Genomic DNA, 19,082 nt, shown 5'->3' on the forward strand with positions numbered 1-19,082 from the left:
TGGCGGGTGCTCGTTTCCAGGATAAGCGTCGAAGATGTCGCGCTGTTGAAGAACCCGGCGTGTCTCACGTCTTCGAATGCAGCGCTTCTTCAGAATCGATGTTCCTGAGCAACGAAGGATTCTCGAAAAGCTGCGTGCAGATCATCTTCTCGCGGTCGAGCTCATCGGCCTCCCGCCCTATAAGCCTCTTATAAAATGAAACAAGAAAGCGCTCGTCAGGGAAAACACCCGCAGGCGCGTTTCTGTACATCGCACGCACCAACGCGTCGCGATAGTAGCGCGCATGCTTCGCAAACGGATCGTTGGTTACCTGGAACCCCAGATTGTTCAAGTAGAGCTCCGAGAACACGGCGACGGTGCGGGTATTGCCTTCGTAAAAGGGATGGATCTGCCAGAGAAACGCGATGGTGTGGCAGAAGTCCTTGACCTCGTCGTCTGAAAACGCTCCATATGACCGTGCCGATTCCCGAGCGAAGGCGCCGTGCAAAGACATCTCGTAGGCCATCGGGTCGGCATACAGCACGCTGTCGCCGTTGAGGATTTCCTCCTGTTTGACCATTCTTTCGGTCTTGAATTCGCCGGGATGGTACTTCGACCGATCAAGGTCTTGAAAAAGATATGCATGGATTCGGACGAGCATTTCAGGCGCCAAGAAGAATGCGCCCCGCGACAAGAGCTCGGCGATTCGTTGGCTGACAAGATCGGCCTCGGCCGCCCCCTCGTCCTTGCCCGACGCATGATGCGCGCGCACGAGCTTGCCGACCTCGCCCAGCGACTTCTCGCCGGAAACATACGAACAGGACTGAGCGCGAAGATAATCCGAAACCTCGAGCCCATCGACATCCTGCAAGCCGATCGCAACCGCCCAGTAATGCCGACGCTGAGCCTCCGACGTATGATCGGACGCCCGTTCGTATTCGAAATCGTCGAAACTGTCAGCAGACATGCGCTATGGTTCTCCTCTGTCTTTTGGAAAACACCATGCCATCATGCGTCGCCGCACCGCCATGCATGCGGATGCGGACGATACGCTTCGGCATGCATGGTAGCATGCCGAAACTCGATGCGATGCCCTGCATGCGGGAACTCCGCAGTCTCCTTGCCTCGCTCGAGGTTGGAAGCGTACATCAAGCCCCGCATCCTTACCCTCACACTCCCCCTCGTGCGAGGCGCCAGCCGATGGCCCGGCTTCTCATGCCGACGAATCGCCGGTATATCCCTTCTTCCGCCATCAGCTCGTCGTGCGTTCCCCGCTGCACGATGCTGCCGCCGTCGAGCACGACGATCTGATCCGCCATGCGCACCGTGGACAGGCGATGCGCGATCATGAGTATCGTCTTGTCCTTGGTCAGTTCGGCAATCGCCTTTTGAAGCTCCTGCTCGTTTTCCGGATCGACGCTTGCCGTCGCCTCGTCCAGGATGACGATAGGAGCGTCCTTCAGAATGGCACGCGCGATGGAGATGCGCTGACGCTCTCCGCCTGAAAGGCTCGACCCTCCTTCGCCGATATGCGTCTGGTAACCGTCGGGAAGCGCCATGATGAAATCATGGCAGCAGGCCTTCTTCGCGGCAGCGATCATCTCTTCCTCCGTCGCCTCCGGCCGTCCGAAGCAGATGTTGTTCGCAACGGTGTCTTCGAACAGATAGACGTTCTGGAACACGATGGCGAAGTTCTTCAGGAGGCTATCACTCGTATACTCCCGCACGTCCCTGCCGCCTACCAGGATCTTTCCTGCATCCACATCCCAGAAGCGGGCAATCAGAGAACACAGGGTGGTCTTGCCGGAACCCGACGGCCCGACGATGGCGCAGGTGCTTCTCTCCGGCACGGTCAAGTCGATATGATGCAGGATCTCCGTGCGGTCGTATCCGAAGGAAACGTCCTTGACTTCAATGGTGAACGTATCGGGATCCAAATTCGCGCCGCCCTCGTCCAAAGACGGCATATGGGTCACGACATCCAACCTGTCAAGCGATGCCTCGACCGCGCGGGCGACGGACGACATGCTGCCCGCCACTTCGACGGTGGCATAGATCATGAAGCTCGCCACGAGCAGAAGAAGGCACTTCTCAGCCGTGATCTCCCCTCCGATCAGGAGGTAGGGAGCAAAGACGAGAATCGCCGCGCGCGCGAACTTGAACACGGTCTGATAGAGCGCCGTCATCTTCGAGAACGCCTTTTCCAAAACGGTATTCGCATCCCTGCTCTCTCCGATCGCGGCGTCCACGGCCTTCTCGGACCTGCCTGCCAGGCCGAAAGCCTTCACGACCCCCATGCCCTGAACGTATTCGAGCATGGACGTGACAAGACCCGCCTGAGCCGCCTGTCTGCGGGGCGCGTATTTCGTGCCGACCCTGCCGATGAAGGCGTACACGATGAGCGCCACGGCAAGCCCTGCAAGGGAAAGAAGCCCGATGCGCCATTCGTAGACCAGAAGCCACGTGCCGATCACGACGGCATGGATGAATCCCCCGGCGATGTGTTCCATGATCGCGACGGACTGCTGCTCAAGGTCGCCCAGCGTGGTGGTCACGGCCGCCGTGATATCGCCCAGCCTGTTCTCGTTGAAATACCCCATCGGCGCCTTCTTCAGACGCTCGCCGATCTCCATGCGTTTCTCGGCGCCGAACGCGAAGCTGCCGAGCGTCCTCGCGTTCGCAGACAGACCTACGAACGCGATCCTGCCGGCGATAGAGACCAGCATGATGCCGAGCGAGATCCAGATCGCGTCTGCAGGCATGGCGCCGCCATCAAGCGACGCCAAAATGCCTGAAAGCACGACGAGAATCGCCATGATGGGAAGCATCTCGAAAAACGAGCTGACGAGATATGCGAGAAACGATCGTATGAGCCGGCCTTTCTGGTTACCCGCAAACGCGAGCAGCCTTTGGAACAGACGTATCATCACGCCACCTCCTCTGCGGTATCGCGACTCGCGACGTGGGCATTCCAGAGCTGCCCGTACAGCGGGCTTTCCGCAACCAGCTCCTCATGCGTCCCTTCGGCGGCGACGCGGCCCCGATCGATCACGAGGATCTTGTCCGCATCGACGATGGTGGAAAGCCTGTGGGCGATCACGATCAAGGTCTTTCCCGCCACGAGCTTAGCGATGGACGCCTGTATAGCGGCCTCGTTCTCCGGGTCGGTGAATGCGGTCGCCTCATCGAGCACGACGATCGGGCTGTTCTTCAAAATCGCCCGCGCGATCGCGATGCGCTGGCGCTCGCCTCCGGAAAGATGGCTTCCCGCATCGCCCGCCAACGTGTCGTATCCCTTCGGAAGAGAGAGGATGAAATCATGGCAGCTCGCCTTTCGCGCCGCATCCTCGATTTCCGCATCCGTCGCATCCGGCTTGCCGATGCGGATGTTCTCCCGAATGGAAAGATGAAACAGGAAGTTGTCCTGCGACACATAGGAAACGAGCTCCATCACCTGCGACAGCGGCATCTTCCGCACGTCCACGCCGCCGATGCGGACGAAGCCGCGCTCCGCCTCCCAGAACGAGGCTATCAGTCGCGCGATCGTGGATTTGCCGGAGCCGGAAGGCCCGACGATCGCGGTCATGCCGCCCTTGGGGCAATCGAAGGAAACGCCGTGCAGCACCTCCGTGCCGTCGTGCTCCGAGCCGTCCCCTTCTCCATCGCCGGAAGGCGCGCCCTCGTATCGGAAGGTGACGTCTTCGAAGGAGACGTGCGTATCGACCAGCGGTGCCTTTTCATCCGGCCTTGACAGCTCGGGAAGGTCGAGCAGGGCCTTGACCTCCTTCACGGTGGAATCCACCATAGCAAGGCTATCGGTGTACTGAAGCGCCTGGATCAGAGGCTTCACCAGACCGAGCGCAAGGACGATGCAGGTGATGAACGTTCCCGCCTCTATGCTCCCGTTCATGAACAGCCAGCTTCCCAGCGGCAGGACGCCCGTGAGCGTTGCCGTCAGAATGGAAAGCCCCACCACGTAGTAACCGTTGGTCTGCCTGAACCACGTCTCCTTCGACGCCCTGTTCTCGGCCACGGCGTCCGCGTACTTCTTGTACGAACGATCCCCCTGGTTGAAGGTCTTCACCACTTCGATACCGCCGATGTATTCCACCGTCGCGGCATCCATGCGCTTCCCCGCCGTCAGCACCCTCGCATACCGGCGCTCGTAGTCCTTCAGCATTCCCATGTAGCAGAAGACCCCGACCGGGATGGTCGCAAGGGATATCAAGGCCATCCTCCAATCGAGGACGAACAGGTACGCAAGCATCATGGCAGGGATCAGGGTGTTGGCGGTCAATTCCGGCACCATGTGGGCCAGCGGGAGCTCGAGCTTCTCGACGGTATCGACCGCAACGGTCTTGAACGTGCCGGAAGGCGTGTCGAGGATCGTCCCCATAGGGACGCGGGAAAGCTTTCCCGTGATCGCCGTGCGGATATTCCCCAGAATCGTGAAGGCGGCCTCGTGGCTTTTCATCGTAGAGAACGTGCCGAGCCACACCTGTCCCAGATATCCGGCAAGCGCGATTCCCGCAAGCAGCGCGAATACGCCGAAGTCGTAATCTTCGCTGCAGACCATGATGATGCCCCGCGACGCGGCGATGTACGGAACCATACCGCACAGCGCCCCGAGCACCGCCAGCACGACCGATCCCGCAAGCATCCCCTTGCACGGCCGCGCGAAGCCCATCAGGATGGACGCCGCGCTCTGTCCTGCATTGCTCATCGTTTTCCACCTCGCATCAGATCGACGATCAGATCTCGTTTCCCACCCGACAGATCCGCGGCCACGCATCCGTTCTCAAGAACGAGGATGCGGGTGCAGATGCGCATCATGAATTCGATGTCATGGGTGATGATCAGAAGAATCTTTCCTTGATCCGCAAGAACCCGCACCAACCCGCCGACTTCCTCCATGCTTCGAAGATCCAGGCCGCTGGTAGGCTCATCGAAAACCAGCAGATCCTTCCCGCAGATCTCGCTGACCGCAACGGCGAGCCGCTGCATCTGTCCCCCCGACAGGGAAAGAGGGTGGCGATTCTTGCACGCCAGCAGATCGACCCTGCGAAGCGCCGATTCGATGCCGTCTCTATCGGGATCCTTGATGCCCAGACGGCATTCCTCCATCACGCTGTCGGAAAAGAGCTGGTGGCCGACGTCCTGCATGACCATATAGGCCTTCTTGCGCCGCACGCGACGGTTCAAGGGGCGCCCGTTCCACCGCACGGTTCCCGAAACATCGTTCGCAAGCCCGCAGATCGCCCGTGCAAGCGTCGTCTTCCCTGCCCCGTTCGCCCCCGCGATCGCGATGATCTCGCCGGCATTCGCCTGGAACGAGATGCTTTTCAATACCTCGTTGCCGCCAAGCCGGACGCTCACGTTTTCAAGGGAAAGGACATTGCCGGAAGCGCTCGGGAATGCTGTCGCCTCGGGTTGCAAGGCGGCAAGGTACCGGGAACGCAAACCCCTGCTGCGCATGTCGCGTTCCGAAAGTCTCCTGAAGCCTTCGATGGGCATGTCCGAAACGACCGCCCCATCCTGCAGATAGATCACGCGATCCACGATGTCCATCAGATACCAGATGCGATGCTCTGCGATAAGGATCGTCTTTCCCTTCTCCTTCGCCGTCCTCATGAGCTTCGCAAGCTCCTCGATGGACTTCATGTCCAGGTTGGAGGACGGTTCGTCGAAGACCAGCACATCCGGATCGGAGGCATAGACGCTGGAGAATGCGACCTTCTGCTTCTCCCCGCCGGAAAGCTCGAACACGCTTCTTCCCCTCAACGCCTGGAGATGCAGCTCTTCGGTGACATCATCCAGTCGAGCGCAAAGCTGCGCCCGCGCGATTCCCCTGTTTTCCAATCCGAACACGATCTCGCTGTCGACATCGGCGTTGAAGAACTGGGTCCGGGGATTCTGAAACACGGTTCCCACCGCATCGGAGAGCGTGGCGATCTCCGTTTCTTGGGAATCCATGCCGTCCACGCATACGGTTCCCGCGATCTTTCCTTCGAAGAAATGGGGGATCAGCCCGTTCACGAGCCGGGCGACCGTCGTCTTCCCGCAGCCCGATGCGCCGCAGAGCAAAACGCATTCGCCACGATCTATGCGAAGGGACAATCCGCGCACGCCGCCCCTGCCGCTTCCATCGTTCTTGCCGCTTCCGCCGCCTCTGCCGTCCTTCGCACGGCCCAAGCCGTCTTCCCTCTCTTCCCCGGAGAAGGCCGCCCGATACTCGAAAGAGACATCCTGCATCTCGATCATCAGAACACCCCCTTGACGTTCGCGAAGACCATGCCTGCGACCAAGGCCGCGTAGGCAAGGACCGCTGCCGCATCGACGGCGGAAAACGAAGGCTCTTCCAAACAGGTCCTCTCGTGCGCATGCTCGATGCCGCGCGTGATCGCGGCCTGCGTGATCTCGTCGGATATCCTCGATGCGGACACAAGCAGAGGAACGTACACGTGCTCCGTCGTCTGCGCAGGATGACGGAGCACCCCGCCTACCGAGGCCGATATGCCGCGAAGCGCCATGGCGTCTCGAATGGCGGCCCATTCCTCAGCCAGGGTGGGAAGGAACCGGAGCGTGACGGCAAGGGCGATCGTCAGGCCTTCGGGCAGCCGAAGCTTCGCGAGAGCAGCCAAAAACGTGCTCACGCGCGTTGTGGAGATCAGATAGCTTCCCAGCATGAAGCAGGGCAGAAGCTTTCGGATGTACACGGCGAACATGTAGACGATCCCGCCGGCCGCCACCGGAAGCTGGGGCACCGCGCACAGCTGCACCGCTAGAAGCAGGATGAAGAACGAACCGTACCTCGCCGCCTTCTTCGGCTGCCCCGACATCGCAAGCATCAGAAGCGGAATGCCTGCATACGCGCATTCGACGGCGATGCTCCTATTCAGAAAGACGGAAACGCTCGTGATCGCCAGAATCAGGAGCTTCGTGCGCGGATCGAGCCCCATCTATGCGATCCCCGCCTTCTCGAAATGCTTCCTCAAAAGCTTCTTTCCGATGAATCCTCCGATCAGCGCGCAGATGACGGTCCCAGCGACCAGCGCGGGAAGGATCCACCACGTTCCCCCGATGGCATGGATGATTCCCTCGAAGGAGGCAACATCCCCTTTGCTCCTCATGAAGGCATCGAACTGTTCCGGCATGACGACCATGGGAACATACGCGCCGAGAGGCGCAAGCGCCATCACGCAATAGGCAGCCAGATTCTTCCTGAACGACCTGAAGCCTCCCGATGCGCAGATTCCGTCCGCCACGATCCCGAATACCAGGAAGAACGCGGACATCATCCAGAACATGCCCGTGACGAACAGCAGGATTGCGGCGATGACGCCGAGGATGGAAAGCGCGCCCCTCTTCGGGATCTTGGCCACATACAGCATGAAGACCGTTCCCGTGAACAGGGCCACGATCATGGGCATGAACGGAAACGTGACGGGCGTCATCTGCGCCACGCCGCCGACCACGAACGCCACCACGGCATAGATCAGGGAGAAGATGCCGACGGAAATGAAGTCCCTCGTCTCCAGCTTCTCCGAACCCGTCTTGCTCATGATTCGCCTCCAAACGATACGTTGGTTTGTAAGATTCAGCTAACTCGTGGTGAAAAAAGAAGGGATTTCCCCATCGGACGATGCTCCTGTCGAAACCATCCCGCTTTAGTCGAGGGCTCCTTCGAGGGATCCTCGCCCCAGGTGAAAACCTTTCGGCAGACTCCCCTTTTCGAGCAGCGTCCCTTCCAGAGGATGCCTATTCCAAGCGAAGAAGGCCCTCCCAGCCGGCATTGAAGAATTTCGCGAGCTCCTCGATGTACTGCATGGCCTCGTCCTTCGGCATGGCGTGGACGATGGGTTCGCACACAGCCGCGAAGTAGGCGCTCGTGATCATATGGTGCAGCTGCCGGGACATCCGTCCGCTCAGTTTCCCCTTTTCGCGAAGAGCCTTGTAATACGACTCCGTTTTCTCCACCTCCCTATCCACGAGGTCATGGAGGAAGGAAGCGTATTTCGTGCCGTCCGCGCAGCACAGGATCAGCCTGAACTCGTCGAAGTGGGCGTACAGGTATTCCACGAACGAGCGCAGATACTGCGTGGACAGGGCAAGGCTCTCGTTCGTCCTCTCTTCGGGAATCAAGTCGAAATGGGCGTCCTGCGCGGCTTTGAATCGATCCACGAGCCCATCCGCCGCCTCTCGGACGATGTCCTCGAAGAGGGCCGCTTTGTCCGGGTAATATCCGTAGAATGCGCCCTTCGTGAACCCCGCTTCGGCGACGATCCTGTTCAGAGACGCATCCTTGAAGCCCTTCTCAAGGAATTCCCGCTTCCCGACCTCTAGGATCTTCATCTGGGTTTCTGTGCGTTCCATAGGCTCTTCCTCGAATATACCACTAGTATATACCGATAGTATATTCAGCGAACCCAGGTTGTCAACGAGATATTCCGCGAGCCGGCGCCCGCCGAAGCGGTTCGACGGAGATGGCCGATTCGGCAGCCCGACGTACCGTCATTCAGCGACTCGACCTATCGTTGGCCCGCTTGACGCCGGCATGTTTTCCGTTGGTTTGCCTGCCATCGGTTTGCTTGTCGTCGGTTTGCCTATCGTTGCTCGACCTGCTGCTATTTCGCCTGCCGCCGTTCAGCGCGCTCTATCGATTCGCAAACGATGGCGGCCGCGCGCATAAGCGTTTCGCGCTCGATGCCGTCATACTGCATCACGAAGCGGACGCGGCCATCCGGGGCCATCATGCCTCCCAGATCATACCGTTCGAGCGGCGCCAATCCGACACCCCGCTCGGCCGCACGTCTCGCGATGTCCTCGGCGCGGGCGGGCGTGTCCACGCAGAGCACGAAGTGCAGGCCCGAATCGCATTCCTCGTACGAAAGCCGGCCTGCGATCGGGCTTTCGCGAAAAGCACCGATCAGGCAATCGCGCGCCGCGCGGGCCTTGGTGCGATACCTGCCGACATGACGCTCGTATCCCCCTGACTCCATGAGGCGGGCGAGCGCGATCTGGTCGATGGCCCCGACCGTCGATGCGAAACAGCCCAGCACGCGTTCGAGATCCTCATCCAGCTCGCTGGGGAACACGCCGAACGCGATGCGCAGCGACGGGCTCAGGCTCTTCGAGAATGTGCTTAGATAGATGACCTTGCCCTCGGCATCGATGCTGCTGAGCGACGGGATCGGTTTGCCCGAAAGCCTGAACTCCCAGTCGTAGTCGTCTTCGACGATGTACCGATCGTCTGCCTGCGATGCCCATCTTAAGAGCTCGTAACGCCGCGATACCGTGGTCACGCGCCCCGTGGGGAACTGGTGAGAAGGCATGACGTGGACCAGGGATGCCGCGCTCTTCTCGAGCATGGAGCAATCGATGCCCTCGACATCGAGCGGCATCGGCGCAACGCGCCAGCCCATCGTTTCGTAGATGCCCTTGATCATCCCGTATCCGGGCGATTCGAGCGCAACGGCCCCGGCGCGTCCCCGCCGCCTCCGCATCAACGCCACAAGCCCGTAGAGCATCGGAGCGCCGGCAGCGACGACGATCCTGTCCGGACCGGTCGTGATGCCGCGAGCACGCGCAAGCCATGACGCGATGCATTCCCTCAGCCTCTGCGATCCCTGGGGCGGCTGTCGCGCGAACAGGTCCTGCTCGGATTCATGCGCGATGACGTCGCGAAGCGTCTTCTCCCAAAGCCGGGCGAACGATCGGTCGGAGCATGCGGGCGCCGACGAGAAATCCGCGACGGCGAAGGTCGGACGGGACGTCACGGCACGCGACGATACGGGCCTTGTCACATGAGGGCGCGTCGCGATGCTGCGCACGTAGTATCCGCTGCGTTCGCGAGACACGATGTACCCTTCGGCTTGCAGCTGGCGATAGGCGCTTTCGACGGTTATCACGCTCACGCCGAGGTCGGCCGCCAGGCTTCGTTTCGAAGGAAGACGATCGTCCGGCAGCAGATTCCCGGCAAGGATGTCATCGCGGATATGGCGGTAGAGACTTTCGTACAGACTCAAGTTCCCGCGATCCGCAAGATCGTAGATGCGCATGGCTTCCCTTTTTTGGTCATATCGAAGTAACTGTTCTGACTATATTCTGACATTATCATTTTTGCATTCATTGAATATTCCGCCATATTCAATGAAGCACTATGCTTCGCCGAAACCATGGCTCGGATGAAGGAGATGCCCCATGAACGTCGACAGGATCAAACTCAACAGAGAGCTCGCCCAGATGCTCAAAGGCGGCGTCATCATGGATGTGACGACGCCGGAACAGGCGCGCGTGGCGGAGAAGGCCGGTGCGTGCGCGGTCATGGCGCTCGAACGCATCCCCGCGGACATCCGCGCGGCCGGCGGCGTCTCGCGCATGAGCGATCCCGAGATGATCAAGGGAATCCAGAAGGCCGTGAGCATTCCCGTCATGGCCAAGGTCCGCATCGGCCATTTCGTGGAAGCGCAGATCCTCCAAGCCATCGACATCGACTACATCGACGAATCGGAAGTCCTCTCTCCTGCCGACGATGCCTACCACATCGACAAAACCGCGTTCGACGTTCCGTTCGTCTGCGGGGCGCGCGACCTCGGCGAGGCGCTGCGCCGCATAGCCGAGGGCGCGACGATGATCCGTACGAAGGGAGAGCCGGGCACGGGCGACGTCGTGCAAGCCGTGCGTCACATGAGGCTCATCAACTCCCAGATCAGGCATGTGCGGTCTTTGCGTGACGACGAGCTGTTCGAAGAGGCCAAGCGTCTGGAAGTGCCCGTGGAGCTTATCCGCGGCGTGCATGAAAGCGGCCGCCTTCCCGTCGTCAACTTCGCGGCCGGCGGTGTCGCCACGCCCGCGGATGCCGCGCTGATGATGCAGCTCGGTGCAGAAGGCGTCTTCGTCGGAAGCGGCATCTTCAAGAGCGGGGATCCTGCGAAGCGCGCCGATGCGATCGTGAAAGCCGTCGCGAACTACGAGGACGCCAAGCTGATCGCGGAGCTCTCGTCAGGTCTCGGCGAGGCCATGGTGGGCATCAATGCGGATGAAATAGAGCTCATCATGGAAGAACGCGGCCGGTGATGGGTGCCGAACGCGTCGGGATCCTTGCGGTGCAAGGCGCCTTCGCCGAGCACGAACGCATGCTGTCTGAGCTCGGCGTGGAATGCATCGAGCTCAGACAAGCGTCCGACCTGCATAAAGGATTCGATCGTTTAGTATTGCCGGGAGGAGAGAGCACGGCTCAGGGCCGGATGCTGCGAGAACTCGGCATGCTGGAGCCTCTGCGCGACATGATCGAGGCCGGCATGCCGACGTTCGGAACCTGCGCCGGCCTGATACTCATGGCCGAGCGCATAGACGGCATCAATGGGGATGGAAGCGCTGTGGACAGCCAGCACAACGCTACCTGGCTTGGGACGCTTCCGGTCACGGTCAGGCGCAACGCATACGGACGTCAGCTCGGAAGCTTCAGGACCAGGGCCGATTTCGACGATGCAGGCGCCATTCCGATGACGTTCATCCGAGCCCCGTTCGTCGTGGAGACGCGCGACGGATGCGACGTGCTCGCCCGCGTCGACGGGAACATCGTCGGCGTGCGCTGGCGCAATCAAATCGGAACGTCCTTCCATCCCGAACTCGACGAGGATGCGCGCGTGCACCGGATGTTCCTATCGCTCTGAGACCGAACCCGTTGCGCTGGGTTGAGGATGCGCGATACGTACGACGGCACGAACGCACGCCTGACATATCCGGAAATACCATGGAGCGGAGAATCTCCCCGACGACGGCCCAGCCATCTCTTCCAACGAGCACGACGCCCATGATATCGGCAGCTTTCCTCGCCTATGCAAGATGCTTGGCATGATGCGAAGCTCTCCGGCGAGGAGAATCCGAGAAAAAGCGGAATTATGTTCATTCGCTCGATGTTCTCCATCAACACCAAAGGGTGCCGCATAGTGTTCGACCGTCAACCGCCAAACACCTCTCGGGGCGACAGGTACGAAAGCGGAGAAATCGGATCGGATGCGCGACGGAGGGTCGTTGATGAAAAAAGCGCTTAAGAGCATAGCGGACAGCTGGTTCGGCTACCTGGTCGGCAGCGTCTTCCTGACAGGGATCGGCGGCTTGATCGGCGGACTGCTCACGGGAGCTTTCGTAGGAATCTACGCCGGGTTGGCCTATGGAGACGAAATCGTCGGAATGACGGACGCGCAGGAAATCGCTTCAACCATGATGGGGTTGCTTCCTGATTGGCTTGCAACCGGACAAGCGTATCTGGCATCCATCGGAGTATGGCTCGTCGCGCTCCTCTGGTTTCTGCGCAAGGCCAACAAGCCGATCTGGAAAGCCATCGACAGAAGATCGGCGGGAAACAACTTCAGGAACCTGATGATCGGCTTCGCCCTCGGCGCGGCGCTCAACGGATTCTGCGCGTTCGCGGCGTGCATGCTCGGAAGCATCTCTCTTGACTTCAGCTCATTCAACATAGCCTACGCGCTGATCCTTCTCGTATGCGTGTTCGTCCAGTCGTCGGCGGAAGAGCTGGTCTGCAGAGGATACCTATACCAGAAGCTGCTGAACAAGTACAAGAGGCCGGTGGTCGCGATCGTCGGGAACGCGGCGATATTCGCGGCGTTCCACCTTCTGAACCCAGGAGTGACCGTGCTGTCTATCGTGGACATCATGATCTGCGGGATCTTGTTCTCCCTCCTGGTCTACTACTTCGACAGCATCTGGATGGCCATGGCGGCCCATGCGGCGTGGAATTACCTTCAAAGCATCGTCCTCGGGCTTCCCAACAGCGGGAATGTACTCCCCTACTCGATTTTCAAGCTGGACGAGGCCTCGGCTCGCGATGGTCTTGCCTATACGACGGGCTTCGGGCTCGAAGGCTCCATAATGGCCATCCTGGTGCAGGTGGTCGCAATTGCAGCGCTCATATATCTGATCAAGAAAAACGGCACCCGTATCACCGACATCTGGGAGACGCGGCCCATCATGGACGAAACCGATGTCGAATCGAAGGAGACGACATAAGCCGAGGCGAAACGCCAACGAATGCCGGACGACGGCAAGAAGCGGCGACCGCACGGGCGAACGCATGGGATCGATCGAATGGAAGCGCGCTCTATCGATTCTTGAGCGCAACTATCGGTTGCGGACACGAATTGCAAGCTGGAATTGGTGGCGCTCGCGATGGACGAGACCGAGCATGGTGCCATGCAGCTGCAAGGTTCATGCCGACCATGACAGAGAAAGGTCCCCCTCATGAAGATCGAAATAGCGAAGAGGCTCTACGAATACCGTCGCGCATCCGGACTTTCCCAGGAGCAGGTTGCCGCCAAGATCAGCGTATCGCGCCAGGCGGTGTCGAAGTGGGAATGCGCCGAATCATCCCCCGACACCGACAACCTTATCGCGCTCGCCATGCTCTACGGAGTGACGGTCGACGAGCTGCTGTTCGCCGATCCCGAGAAAACGGCCGCTGAAACGACGAAAGGGACTATAAGGACGAACGACGCCGAGGAAGACGCCGGGAAAACGAATTCGACCGACGGAGCATCCGGAAAAACCGAGGACCGATCCGACGGCGGCGAGAACGCGGGCGTTGCCGGCGGTGATCCTCGAAAAGCCGAAGAGACGCCCGATGCCGCGGAGAAGGAGCCCGCTTGGCAACGCCCTGAAAACCCCGAGCAGGATTACGTCGACATCAGCTTCTCGCAAGGCGTGCACGTCCGCGATTCCAAGAAGGGCGAAGAAGTCCACGTGGGCTGGGACGGCATCCATGTCGACAACGACAAGGAGCATGTGCACCTGGACTTCAGCGGCCTTGCCAGGATGATCCGCGAGTTCCGCAAGGATCAGGAATAGTCTATGGGGCAAGAACTGAACGGAAGCTGCCCTTGCTCTGACCATAGACGCATCAACGGCATTGATATAACGTTGATGCGTCTATGATCGAAGAAAGCACGGACGAGACGAACGGACGCCGAACGCACCGAAATGCAGGGAATGGAAGATTGACGGACAGGAGCCATAGCATGGGTATGACGATGAAAGAGGCGATGCACGCCCGCCACATGGTGCGCGCGTACACGAAAGAGCTGCTTTCAGAAGAGCAGGTGCGTCTGCTGGAGGAGCGCATAGACTCAAACAACCGTAATCATGGAACGTCCATCCGGCTCGTGCGCGGCGACTCCAAGGCTATAAGCGGCGTGATGCGCCTCACGATGGCCAAAAACGTACGCGAGTATTTCCTCATGGCCGGCCCCGACGCGCCCGACTTGGACGAGAGGCTCGGATATGCAGGGGCGGATCTCATGCTCTACGCGCAGACCCTCGGACTCAATACCTGGTGGGTGGGCGGCACGTTCAACCGCAAACGCGTCAAAGAGCGCGCAGGCGCCGACAGGCCCGTGGGTATCGTGGCCGTGGGGCTCGGCGCCACGCAAGGTAAGCCGCATAAAAGCAAGTCGGCGACAGATATCAGCTCCTACGAAGGCGAGGCGCCATGTTGGTTCTCGCGTGGCGTAGAAGCGGCGTTGCTCGCCCCGACGGCGCTGAACAAGCAGGCATTCAAGCTGCATGGCAAGGGTGACGTCGTGAATCTTGAATGCGGTAAAGGGACGTTTGCTGGAGTGGACGCAGGGCTCGTACGCTACCATTTCGAGCTCGGAGCGGGCAGAGAGAATTTCTCGTGGATGTGATCCTGGAGGAACAGGCCGCGAAATCATGCGTGCGAGCGGACGCAAGCGGCTACACCGATCCTCTGCTCGTCGTCGGCAACGACGAATCACGCCTAGACACGTGATGATGCCTGGTTTCAACGGATTCGAAACGCCGGAACGCATCAGGAAGATTTCCTTGCCGTAGCCCGATCATCGCGCTATCCGTCCGGAAGCGCGGATACTACCTGTTCGGAGCGGGCGTGTTCTTCCTGCTCGGCCTGGTCAGCCTGTTTGCCGGAAAGTCCGCCTTGACGAACGTTCCCCCATTACCGCTGGATATACGTTGACGGATTACGCGGACGGCCTCGAAACGGCATCACCGCTCGTTTCGATTGCGGTGTATGCGGTACTGATATTGATTTTGGCGGTCTGCATCCATTACCTGCCGTCGTATGATGATTTGAACGCATGAGCAAGAAGCGCGCTTCCGCATCATTGCAGGTCCTTGCCGCCGGCGATGAAGCTCATGAAAATAGCGCCGCATGAGCCCGGTTGCCCCTTCGGCGCATCCGGCCTGGGAATCGCCCGATCGGCTTTTTCGGTTCAAGCTGCGTTCGGATGTTGCGTAACGTTCTGGCGTATGTATGAATGATTCTAAGATGAGAATAATTTTTTGTTCGACTGCATAAGCGGTCAAGAATGATATGCTGAGCGACAGAGCGGTTCTATCTGGAGTTTTGCAGGCTGCAACGCACTGTTGCCCTATGACCCATAGGCATAGTATTGTCGCCAAAGAATACCTGCAGAACGGGCGCGATGCGGTTAGCCGAGACGAAGCGTTGCTGCCGAAACGCAGCAGTCGGTCGGATACGCCTCTCCTCGCGTCGTGTTGGAGGCATCCGCACCGATTCGGATTCGGTTGCGCGAAAGGGGCGTTCCATGAGGGATCATTCGAAGCATATCCAGCTGTCGCGCGAAGAAGCGGTCGCACGGACGCTTGCAATGCTTGACGAGCTTCCCGAGGGCTTCGGTTGGCGCGGCGCATTGCTGCAGGCAGCAGGTGCCTCGGACGACGCGGCTACCGCGCACGCACGCAATGTTCGACGCAAGCTGGTCGAACGCGTTTCCCTTGCGGAATCCATCGGCCGCGTGCTGGCATACGACGTCGTCGCGCAGAACGACATGCCGAGCGCGCTCACATGCGCGATGGACTCCATCGCGCTGCACTGGTCCGATTTCGCGGATCTGCCTGAGGGCCAGCTGCCCGACACCGGCGCATGGGTGCGCGGCGTGGATTGGCAATTCGCGAACACGGGCGTGGCTATGCCCGAGGGATTCGACACGGCCATCGTTATCGAGCATGCGCAGGTTTCCGCCGACGAGCAGCACATCGTCATCGATGCCGCCCCGTCGAAGCAGGGCGCGGGCACCCGTCCGGTCGGCAGCTCCATGCGCCGCGGCGACGTGCTGGCGCAGGCAGGTTCCATAGTAACGCCCGATCTGGCCGTCCGTATCGGTGCCGGTAACAATGCCAGCGTAGCCGTAGTGCGTCGCCCACGCGTCGCGTTCATTCCTACAGGCAACGAACTGATGACGCCCGGCGTTCCGTTCGACCCCGCGCACACCGACAGCTTCGCCGCGCGCGGTCGCACCTTCGAGACGAACAGCGTGCTCGTCCGTGCGAAGTGCGAGAAATGGGGCGGGCGGTTCGTGCCGTTCGACATCGTGCTCGACCGCCGCGACACCATCGAAGCCGCCCTCGAACGTGCCGTGGAAGTTGCCGACATCGTCGTGCTGAACGCAGGTTCATCGAAGGGCAGCGACGACTGGTCGTGCGAGGTCATGGAAGAGATGGGGCGTATGGTCTGCCACCAGACGAACCACGGGCCGGGACATCATTCCAGCGCCGCCGTCATCGACGGCACGCCCATCGTCGGCATCTCCGGACCGTCGGGCGGAGCATCGTTCACGCTGGACTTCTATCTGCGGCCGCTCATGCGCGCGTTCATGGGGTTGGAACCCGAGATCGGACGCACGCCGGCCGTGCTTGCCGAGGAATTCCCGCCGGGCGGCCCTGGCAGCGCCAAGAAGCACGGCGGCCCCGTGCGCGGAGAGGAACGGCCGGCGGAGCACCCGGAACACGAGCCCGGCACGCCCGAGTTCTATGGCGTGAGGATGCTGCGCGTCGAACATGCCGAGGACGGCACGCTGCGCGCCTGGCCCATCGCGGGCTTCCCCGGCAGCGCGGAGACCTTGGCGGCGAACGCATACTGCATGCTGCCGATGGGTCCGGGCATCGAAGCGCCGAGGCCCGGCGACGTGATCCGGGTCGAATGGCGCTAAAGACCCCGATAGACCCTCATCGTTTCGATAGACGAACCACGCATCCAGCCTTGCGCAAAACTGCCGCGTTTTCATATGCAGCATTCAGAAAGGGGAACGAAATGGCTATTTCTACTGAGATCGTCGGAAAGACCTTCGGTCCGTTCGTGCGCGATTACACGTTCAAAGACCTCGAGATCTGCGCGCTTGGATGCGGCGCAGGCTGGGATGGCCGTATTGACCTGGAGTATGTCAACGAAGGCGATGCCAAGAACCCGAATCTCAAGGTTCTGCCCATCTTCGCCGTGCCCCTGACCGTTAACGAGGAGATGACCACCACCCTCGATTACGGCTTCGATTACTCCGGTTCCCTGCACTACGGCATCGACGTGCGTTTCCATGCGCCGTTCAAAATGAATGACCGCATCGAAACCTTCGTGACCCAAGAGGCTGTCTGGGATCGCGGAGAAGGTCGTGGCTCCCTCTCCAAGCAAGTCGGCAAGTCCTACTCCGCCGACGGCACCCATCTGTGCACGGTCGACACCTACGATTGCTGCATCTACGACGGCGGCTGGGGCGGCGAGCGGCCGCCCCAGGATTCCGTGGAATACCCCGACCGCGAACCCGACTGCGCATTCGAGGAGACCTACGGCTACAACTGGCCGCTCGTCTATCGCCTGATGGGCGACTGGCATCAACAGCATATCGACTGGTCTTACACCGAGCAGACCGGTCTCGAGCGTCCTATCGCCCATGGCGTGAGCAGCGCCGGCGTGGCTATGCGCCATGTCATTTCCCTGCTGTTCCCGGGACATCCCGAAGCCATGACCCGCTTCAAGTGCCGCTTCACCTCCCCGGTGCTGCCCGGCGTCCGCCTGCGCACCATTGCATGGAAGACCGCCGAGGGAGAAGCGAGATTCCGCATGGTTAACGCCGATGCCCCCGATTCCAAGCCGTTCCTGAACCACGGCATCGTCGAGTGGGACGCCACCTGCGCGTAGCGATTTCGCATCACCGAAAAGAAGCTCTTTGCAACGGCATCATGCGCTCGGCAGGCTTCTTCCTGCACAACCAGACCGTTTTCGGAACTCGGAAGGCGTCAGGCCCGTTTCGCGCTTGAACGCGGCGGCGAATTTGCTCGGATTGCCGTACCCTGCGGCGCACGCCGCAGCCGACACGCTCTTTCCCTGTTCAAGCATTCCTTGAGCCAAGCGGATCCGACGACGGCGCGCATACGAGGCGATCGTCATGCCGTACACCTTTTCGAAATAGCCGTTGAGCGTGGTTGCGGAAACGCCCATATCGAAGGCCATGTCACGCGCATCATGAGGTTGGGCGGGCGCGGATTCTATCAGATCGTGCGCCGTCTTCGCCATGCGCAATTGCATCGGTGCAAGCAGCGTCTGAGGCTTCGCCAGACTGCAATCGCGACGAGACAGCGCCCAAAGAAGCTCGAGCACCGCAAGCTTCGCCTGCGTCCAGTCGCCCGACCGGACCGCCGATCCCGCACGTTTCATCTGGCCGATAAGCTCCTCGTCGCCTGAGAACACCGCCGAGGAGCCCATCCGGCGCCATGCGCCGACCACGTCGGGATCCATCTCGCGCAAAAGGCCGAACTCAGGTTCGTCGACGACCGCCGCGCACACGAACACCTCGATGCCGACGTACCGCGCAAGCGGATAGCGAAACGAACGGGGCGGTTCGAATTTTCCGTTCGACGCGCAGGCGAAGCTCACGCACACATCCGACTCGCCCACCACGGCAACGCCTACATGCGGGATGTCGGTTTCGCAGCGGCCTTCGATGCAATAGTTGATCGAAAACCACTCATCTGCATCCGAGCCTCCGAGGCTCTCCGAAGCCGAACCCGCCTGCACGGCGTTGCCGGCACGTCGCGCGGTTCCGCCGCCGAAAAACCGGCTTGCCGGCATCATGCTCGGACATTCCTCGCACGCGAAATCAACCAGGCATACCGCCACATGGGAAGAAAGCAGGTACCCCGTCATCGTGCCTTCCCCGATGGGATCGGACAGCTTCAGCTCCACCGCACGATCGCCCGGGAAGGAAAGCGCCATGCCTTTGTGGGTAACGAAGTCGAACGGCAGCGGATTCGGCATG

Annotated in this window: 16 protein-coding genes; 7 read left to right on the forward strand and 9 right to left on the reverse strand. The window is 60.5% G+C overall.

Annotated elements, in window-relative coordinates; all coding sequences use genetic code 11:
* Positions 1 to 64: 64 nt before the first annotated feature.
* The 8 genes from HMPREF0762_RS06580 to pdxR form a co-directional block, all read right to left on the reverse strand.
* Complete coding sequence (locus HMPREF0762_RS06580) at positions 65 to 946, reverse strand: Fic family protein (protein ID WP_006362776.1); 882 nt, start codon at positions 944 to 946, stop codon at positions 65 to 67.
* A 202-nt stretch (positions 947 to 1,148) separates the two neighbouring features.
* Positions 1,149 to 2,906, reverse strand: a complete 1,758-nt coding sequence (locus tag HMPREF0762_RS06585) for an ABC transporter ATP-binding protein (protein ID WP_006362777.1) — start codon at positions 2,904 to 2,906, stop codon at positions 1,149 to 1,151.
* Positions 2,906 to 4,702 carry an ABC transporter ATP-binding protein gene (locus HMPREF0762_RS06590; RefSeq protein ID WP_006362778.1) on the reverse strand — a complete coding sequence of 599 codons (1,797 nt, stop codon included), beginning with the start codon at positions 4,700 to 4,702 and terminating at the stop codon, positions 2,906 to 2,908. Before HMPREF0762_RS06590 ends, HMPREF0762_RS06585 begins: the two co-directional genes overlap by 1 nt.
* Positions 4,699 to 6,240, reverse strand: a complete 1,542-nt coding sequence (locus HMPREF0762_RS06595; RefSeq protein ID WP_006362779.1) for an ABC transporter ATP-binding protein — start codon at positions 6,238 to 6,240, stop codon at positions 4,699 to 4,701. Before HMPREF0762_RS06595 ends, HMPREF0762_RS06590 begins: the two co-directional genes overlap by 4 nt.
* The gene (locus tag HMPREF0762_RS06600; protein WP_006362780.1) at positions 6,240 to 6,938 is read right to left on the reverse strand and encodes an energy-coupling factor transporter transmembrane component T; all 699 of its coding nucleotides are present in this window, start codon (positions 6,936 to 6,938) and stop codon (positions 6,240 to 6,242) included. The genes HMPREF0762_RS06595 and HMPREF0762_RS06600 overlap by 1 nt, the downstream gene beginning before the upstream one ends.
* On the reverse strand, positions 6,939 to 7,541 hold the full coding sequence (locus tag HMPREF0762_RS06605) for an MptD family putative ECF transporter S component (RefSeq protein WP_006362781.1): 603 nt from the start codon (positions 7,539 to 7,541) through the stop codon (positions 6,939 to 6,941).
* Positions 7,542 to 7,737: 196 nt separating this feature from the next.
* A complete protein-coding gene (locus HMPREF0762_RS06610; RefSeq protein ID WP_006362782.1) occupies positions 7,738 to 8,352 on the reverse strand; it encodes a TetR/AcrR family transcriptional regulator in 615 nt (204 codons plus the stop codon).
* Between the two features lie 251 nt (positions 8,353 to 8,603).
* Positions 8,604 to 10,037 carry a MocR-like pyridoxine biosynthesis transcription factor PdxR gene (gene pdxR, locus HMPREF0762_RS06615; RefSeq protein WP_040619374.1) on the reverse strand — a complete coding sequence of 478 codons (1,434 nt, stop codon included), beginning with the start codon at positions 10,035 to 10,037 and terminating at the stop codon, positions 8,604 to 8,606.
* Between the two features lie 142 nt (positions 10,038 to 10,179).
* On the opposite strand from pdxR, the gene pdxS reads away from it, so the two are divergent.
* The 7 genes from pdxS (at position 10,180) to HMPREF0762_RS06650 (ending at position 17,965) form a co-directional block, all read left to right on the forward strand.
* The gene (gene pdxS / locus HMPREF0762_RS06620; RefSeq protein ID WP_006362785.1) at positions 10,180 to 11,055 is read left to right on the forward strand and encodes a pyridoxal 5'-phosphate synthase lyase subunit PdxS; all 876 of its coding nucleotides are present in this window, start codon (positions 10,180 to 10,182) and stop codon (positions 11,053 to 11,055) included.
* Positions 11,055 to 11,654 carry a pyridoxal 5'-phosphate synthase glutaminase subunit PdxT gene (pdxT, locus tag HMPREF0762_RS06625; RefSeq protein WP_006362786.1) on the forward strand — a complete coding sequence of 200 codons (600 nt, stop codon included), beginning with the start codon at positions 11,055 to 11,057 and terminating at the stop codon, positions 11,652 to 11,654. Before pdxS ends, pdxT begins: the two co-directional genes overlap by 1 nt.
* 364 nt (positions 11,655 to 12,018) lie before the next feature.
* Positions 12,019 to 13,011, forward strand: a complete 993-nt coding sequence (locus HMPREF0762_RS06630; protein ID WP_115314252.1) for a CPBP family intramembrane glutamic endopeptidase — start codon at positions 12,019 to 12,021, stop codon at positions 13,009 to 13,011.
* 231 nt (positions 13,012 to 13,242) lie between these two features.
* On the forward strand, positions 13,243 to 13,845 hold the full coding sequence (locus HMPREF0762_RS06635; RefSeq protein ID WP_006362790.1) for a helix-turn-helix transcriptional regulator: 603 nt from the start codon (positions 13,243 to 13,245) through the stop codon (positions 13,843 to 13,845).
* Between the two features lie 170 nt (positions 13,846 to 14,015).
* Positions 14,016 to 14,681, forward strand: coding sequence for a nitroreductase family protein (locus tag HMPREF0762_RS06640; protein WP_006362791.1), 666 nt, complete (start codon positions 14,016 to 14,018; stop codon positions 14,679 to 14,681).
* Between the two features lie 900 nt (positions 14,682 to 15,581).
* Complete coding sequence (locus HMPREF0762_RS06645; protein WP_006362794.1) at positions 15,582 to 16,985, forward strand: molybdopterin-binding protein; 1,404 nt, start codon at positions 15,582 to 15,584, stop codon at positions 16,983 to 16,985.
* Between the two features lie 101 nt (positions 16,986 to 17,086).
* The gene (locus HMPREF0762_RS06650; RefSeq protein WP_006362795.1) at positions 17,087 to 17,965 is read left to right on the forward strand and encodes a MaoC/PaaZ C-terminal domain-containing protein; all 879 of its coding nucleotides are present in this window, start codon (positions 17,087 to 17,089) and stop codon (positions 17,963 to 17,965) included.
* A 39-nt stretch (positions 17,966 to 18,004) separates the two neighbouring features.
* Here the strand turns inward: HMPREF0762_RS06650 and HMPREF0762_RS06655 are convergent, their stop codons facing one another.
* A complete protein-coding gene (locus HMPREF0762_RS06655) occupies positions 18,005 to 19,081 on the reverse strand; it encodes a helix-turn-helix domain-containing protein (protein WP_006362796.1) in 1,077 nt (358 codons plus the stop codon).
* Position 19,082: the final 1 nt, after the last annotated feature.

The sequence above is a fragment of the Slackia exigua ATCC 700122 genome, from assembly GCF_000162875.1.
Classification (GTDB): domain Bacteria; phylum Actinomycetota; class Coriobacteriia; order Coriobacteriales; family Eggerthellaceae; genus Slackia; species Slackia exigua.

What these genes read in the sequence shown, in the direction of transcription:
- HMPREF0762_RS06580 (WP_006362776.1), bottom strand. Translation starts at nt 946, where the DNA reads ATGTCTGCTGACAGTTTCGACGATTTCGAATACGAACGGGCGTCCGAT.
- HMPREF0762_RS06585 (WP_006362777.1), bottom strand. Translation starts at nt 2,906, where the DNA reads ATGATACGTCTGTTCCAAAGGCTGCTCGCGTTTGCGGGTAACCAGAAA.
- HMPREF0762_RS06590 (WP_006362778.1), bottom strand. Translation starts at nt 4,702, where the DNA reads ATGAGCAATGCAGGACAGAGCGCGGCGTCCATCCTGATGGGCTTCGCG.
- HMPREF0762_RS06595 (WP_006362779.1), bottom strand. Translation starts at nt 6,240, where the DNA reads ATGATCGAGATGCAGGATGTCTCTTTCGAGTATCGGGCGGCCTTCTCC.
- HMPREF0762_RS06600 (WP_006362780.1), bottom strand. Translation starts at nt 6,938, where the DNA reads ATGGGGCTCGATCCGCGCACGAAGCTCCTGATTCTGGCGATCACGAGC.
- HMPREF0762_RS06605 (WP_006362781.1), bottom strand. Translation starts at nt 7,541, where the DNA reads ATGAGCAAGACGGGTTCGGAGAAGCTGGAGACGAGGGACTTCATTTCC.
- HMPREF0762_RS06610 (WP_006362782.1), bottom strand. Translation starts at nt 8,352, where the DNA reads ATGGAACGCACAGAAACCCAGATGAAGATCCTAGAGGTCGGGAAGCGG.
- pdxR (WP_040619374.1), bottom strand. Translation starts at nt 10,037, where the DNA reads ATGCGCATCTACGATCTTGCGGATCGCGGGAACTTGAGTCTGTACGAA.
- pdxS (WP_006362785.1), top strand. Translation starts at nt 10,180, where the DNA reads ATGAACGTCGACAGGATCAAACTCAACAGAGAGCTCGCCCAGATGCTC.
- pdxT (WP_006362786.1), top strand. Translation starts at nt 11,055, where the DNA reads ATGGGTGCCGAACGCGTCGGGATCCTTGCGGTGCAAGGCGCCTTCGCC.
- HMPREF0762_RS06630 (WP_115314252.1), top strand. Translation starts at nt 12,019, where the DNA reads ATGAAAAAAGCGCTTAAGAGCATAGCGGACAGCTGGTTCGGCTACCTG.
- HMPREF0762_RS06635 (WP_006362790.1), top strand. Translation starts at nt 13,243, where the DNA reads ATGAAGATCGAAATAGCGAAGAGGCTCTACGAATACCGTCGCGCATCC.
- HMPREF0762_RS06640 (WP_006362791.1), top strand. Translation starts at nt 14,016, where the DNA reads ATGGGTATGACGATGAAAGAGGCGATGCACGCCCGCCACATGGTGCGC.
- HMPREF0762_RS06645 (WP_006362794.1), top strand. Translation starts at nt 15,582, where the DNA reads ATGAGGGATCATTCGAAGCATATCCAGCTGTCGCGCGAAGAAGCGGTC.
- HMPREF0762_RS06650 (WP_006362795.1), top strand. Translation starts at nt 17,087, where the DNA reads ATGGCTATTTCTACTGAGATCGTCGGAAAGACCTTCGGTCCGTTCGTG.
- HMPREF0762_RS06655 (WP_006362796.1), bottom strand. Translation starts at nt 19,081, where the DNA reads ATGCCGAATCCGCTGCCGTTCGACTTCGTTACCCACAAAGGCATGGCG.